We start from the raw sequence: 4,189 nt of genomic DNA on the forward strand, positions 1-4,189 counted from the left end.
CGAGCACGCCCCTCGTGGGCTGCCGCCGGACCGGACGCGCCTGGGGACCTCCTCCCGCCTCCTCCCGCCGCACCGGGGGCCGCCGGCGCGGCGCGTCCCGGTGCGGGGGCAGCAGTCCGGGGGGCGCCGACTCCGGCGTACGGCCCGTCTCCCGGAACGCCCGCAGCATCCGTTCGGCCCGGTCCGCGTCCAGCCGGCGGTCGGGGTCGCGCTCCAGCAGGCCGCGCACCACGGGAAGAATCGGTTCCGCCTCGACGGGCGGCCGTATCTCGTCGACCACGACCGCGTGCAGGACCCCGCCGAGGGAGTCCCGCCGGAACGGCGACTCGCCGCTGAGCGCCGTGCACAGCAGCGCGCCCAGCGACCACAGGTCGGACTCCGGTCCCGTCCTGGCGCCGGACATCCGCTCGGGGGCGGTGTACTCGGGCGAGCCGACGAAGGAGCCGGTCTCGGTGAGCGTGGTGGCGCCCGACACCCGGGCGATGCCGAAGTCGGTGAGGACGACCCGGTCGGTGCCGTTCTCCAGCAGGACGTTGGCGGGCTTGAGGTCGCGGTGCAGCACACCGGCCGCGTGGGCGGCGCGCAGCGCGCCGAGCAGGTCGACACCGATCCGCGCGGCCTCCGCGGCGTCGACCGGGCCCTGCTCGGCGACCCGGTCGGCGAGGGACGGCCCGTCGATCAGCTCCAGGACGATGTACGGGCGTTCGTCGTCCTCGACGACGTCGTGCACGACGATGATGTGCGGGTGGCTCAGTTGGGCGAGGGCCCGCGCCTCGCGCAGGGTGCGGTCCCGCTGCCGCCGGGCGTCCGCCGCGGAGAGCGTCTCGTCGAGGGGGAGCTCCTTGACGGCGACACCCCGTCCGAGCAGTTGGTCGGTGGCCCGCCAGACCACGCCCATGCCACCGCGTCCGAGCCTCGCCTCCAAACGGTAACGGCCCGCTATGACACGTCCATTGGTCCTGGCGGTCGCGTTCTCGGCGTTCCCGTCGGTCCCCATGGGCCCATCATGCCCCACCGGATGTGCGCCCTCCGGTACGGCGATTCGGCCAAGCGGCGCGCCCGCGCGCCCGCCGCGGGGGTCAGGGCTCGCGCCACCCCTTCAGCACCGTCTCGAACTGCCCGCCGGTCGTGGCCCAGTCCTCGGCCGGCCCGGACATGTAGATCGCGTACTCGACGCCGTCCCGCGAGAGGTACATCTGGTCGACCGCCCGGCGCGGCCCCGGGAAGTCGGTGTCCTTGGCCAGCGCGGTCCAGGTGTACTCCAGCCGGCCGCTCTCGCGGTCCCGGTAGACGCGGCGGTCCAGGCCGATCCGCTGGTAGCCGACCAGGCGCTGGCCTATCTGCCGGTCCAGGTCCCTCAGGTGCTCGTACGGGTCGTCGAAGTCGGACGAGTCGTCGATGGCGATGCGGATGAAGTGCTTGCCGCCGTCGGGCGTGTAGTCGACCTGCCGGGTCTCCTCGTCGAAGACCTCGCGTTCCCAGTCCTCACCGGGCAGGACGATGCTGAAGCCCCAGGGGTCGCTGCGGCGCACCCAGCCCTCCGGGAGGTTTCCCCGTGACTCGGTGCTCCCCGTCCTCGTGGGGCTGGGCGTCGGGGTCGGGGAGGGGCCGGCCGTGGTGCCGTTCCGGTCCCCCTGCTGGAGCATCACCGCGGTGCCCCCGCCGATGATCGCCGCCAGGGCGACGACCAGGGCGATCACCCGCCCGCGCACCCGCCGGCGGGGTGCGGTGGACGGCGTGTACGGCTGCTGGGCGGCCGTGGGACCGCCCTGCGGGTACGGCTGCCGATCCGTCGCGGGACCGGCCTGCGGGTACGGCTGTTGAGCGGCCGCGGGACCGGCCTGCGGGTACTGCGGGACCGCATCGGGCCTGGTCTCGTACGGCAGGGGGGCACGGGCGCCGACCGCCCGGGTCGGCACGTACTCCTGGGCGGCCTGCGGCCGGCGTCCCTCGGCGGCCTCGGCGAGCAGCTGCTCGGCCCGGTCCGCGTCGGGCCGGGTGGCCGGATCCTTGCGCAGGAGTGCGCTGATGACGGGTCCGAGCGGGCCGGCGTGCTCCGGCTCGTCGGCCTCCTCCTCGACGACCGCCTGCATGGTGGTCAGCGGTGACGTGCGGCGGAACGGCGATCTGCCCTCCACCGCCGTGTACAGCGTCGCGCCGAGCGCCCACAGGTCGGAGGAGGGGCCGGGATCGTGACCGCGGACCCGCTCGGGCGCGAGGTAGTCGACCGAACCGACGACCTCGCCGGTACGGGTGATGGCCGCGTCGCCGTCGATCTGCGCGATGCCGAAGTCGGTGAGCAGGACCCGGCCGTCGTCGCCGAGGAGGACGTTGCCGGGCTTGACGTCACGGTGCAGTACACCGGCCGCGTGGGCGGCGCGCAGGGCGCGCAGCACCCACAGGCCGATGCGCGCGGCCTCGCGGGGGTCGACGCGTTCCCGTTCCTTCACCGCGTCGGCCAGCGAATGGCCCTCGACCAGCTCCATCACGATCCACGGCCGGCCGTCGTGCTCCAGCACGTCGTGCACCGTGACGACGGCGGAGTGGTTGATCCGCGCGGCGGCCCGTGCCTCCGCGCGGGTGCGTGCCAGCAGCGTGGCCTGTTCGCTGTCGGAGACGTAGAGCGCCGCGGTCAGTTCCTTGATGGCGACGACCCGGTGCAGCACCTCGTCATGGGCGCGCCACACCCGGCCCATGCCACCGCTCCCGATGGATTCACCGAGCCGGTAGCGGCCCGCGACGAGCGAGCCCTGCATCTGATTCACGTTGCCCCGCAATGGTCTTGACAGGGTCAGCGTAAGTACCCCGGCTCATCCTGGGAACCGAGGGGGTGCCATGGAGACCGCACTGTGACAGTTGTCGCTGTATGAGGCGTGAAGCAACCAAAACCCCTGTGAACGCGTGGAGTCGGTGGTTCAGCCGGTGAAGCGGTAGGTCGCCGCCGCCTGCTCGTAGAGCCGGGTCACCTCGTCCCGTTCGGCCTCCGGTCCGCGTACCTGCACCACGTGGTAGCGGCCGTCGATCAGCGCCGCGAGGTTGCGGACGTACAGCTCGCCCCCGTCACCGGTCCAGGTGAACTGACCCTCGGCCATGGTCCGTCCGCCCACCTCGATGGTCTTCAGACCGGTGGAGGTGGCCCAGCTGGAGTCACGGTAGGGCTGGAGCTCGCGCTCGTCGTCCCGCTGGTAGGCCATGGGGTCGCCGCCGTACCGCTGCGCGCTGTCCCGGCCCGGTACGACGATGAGCTCGAAGTCCCCCTTGGAGTAGACGACCTGGCCGCTGCCGTTCTTCGCGGTGCGCTGCCAGCCCTCGGCGACGGCGACCCGGAACCCCTCCGGGTCCTTGGCCAGGGTGAAGCCGTCGGCGACCTCGGGGCCGGTGGTCTGCGTCTCGGTGGAGGCGGCCGACTCCTCGGGTTCGCCCTTGGAACCGTCCTCCGGCTTCGGCGAGTTCTTCCCGCCGCCCGGCTCTCCGCCGGCGTCCGGCGGGCTCGGCGCGGGGCTCACCTCACCGGCGGCTCCGGTGCGGTCGGCCGAACCCGGGCCGTCCTCACCGGACTTCGGCATGAACAGCACGGCGTACGCGATCGCCGCCGCCATGGCGAGCAGCACCAGCAGGAGCAGGGTGCGGCCGAGCCGGCGCGGGGAACCGGTGTCCTGCTTGGCCCGCTTGTGCCGCCCGTGGTGCGCGGGGAGCCCGGCGCGGCGCCTGCGCACCAGCTCGCCCCGGCGCCGTATGACGGGCAGCTTGCTCGCGTCGACGGGCGGTGCCGCTATGACGTGCACACCCGCCTCGGGTTCGGGCGCGGAGCGCACCAGCGAACGCAGCCAGCCGCGCAGCTCCTCGAAGTCGATGCGCTCGGTGGGGTCCTGACGCAGCAGCGACTCCACGACCGGCCGCAGCGGCCCGCACTCCTCGGCGAACGCGGGCGGCTCGGCGCACACCATCTGCACCAGCTCGGCCGTCGACTCCTCCGGGTAGGGCGCGTGTCCCTGTACGGCCCGGAACAGCAGGGAGCCCAGCGCCCAGAGGTCGGTGGCGGGGCCGATCGGGGCGGCGAGCTGCCAGTTCTCGTGCACGGGTCCGGCCTGCTCCGGCGCCCACCGCTCGGTCACGGGCCCGACGACGGCCATGCGCGCCTGCCGTGCCCGCTCGGCGGCCAGCGCGGTGGCCGGGCCGCGGCGCGCGG

At 73.9% G+C, this 4,189-nt stretch carries 3 protein-coding genes; all 3 read right to left on the minus strand.

The window, feature by feature from the left end; all coding sequences use genetic code 11:
• The coding region (locus B7767_RS18500; RefSeq protein WP_256923482.1) for a serine/threonine-protein kinase at window positions 1-997 on the minus strand (997 nt) is incomplete at its 3' end.
• A gap of 82 nt (window positions 998-1,079) precedes the next feature.
• Window positions 1,080-2,756: a serine/threonine-protein kinase gene (locus B7767_RS18505; RefSeq protein ID WP_085573158.1), complete on the minus strand. Its 1,677-nt coding sequence runs from the start codon at window positions 2,754-2,756 to the stop codon at window positions 1,080-1,082.
• 159 nt (window positions 2,757-2,915) lie between these two features.
• The coding region (locus B7767_RS18510) for a serine/threonine protein kinase (RefSeq protein ID WP_085573159.1) at window positions 2,916-4,189 on the minus strand (1,274 nt) is incomplete at its 5' end.

The sequence above is a fragment of the Streptomyces sp. 13-12-16 genome (assembly GCF_002114215.1).
Taxonomy (GTDB): Bacteria; Actinomycetota; Actinomycetes; order Streptomycetales; family Streptomycetaceae; genus Streptomyces.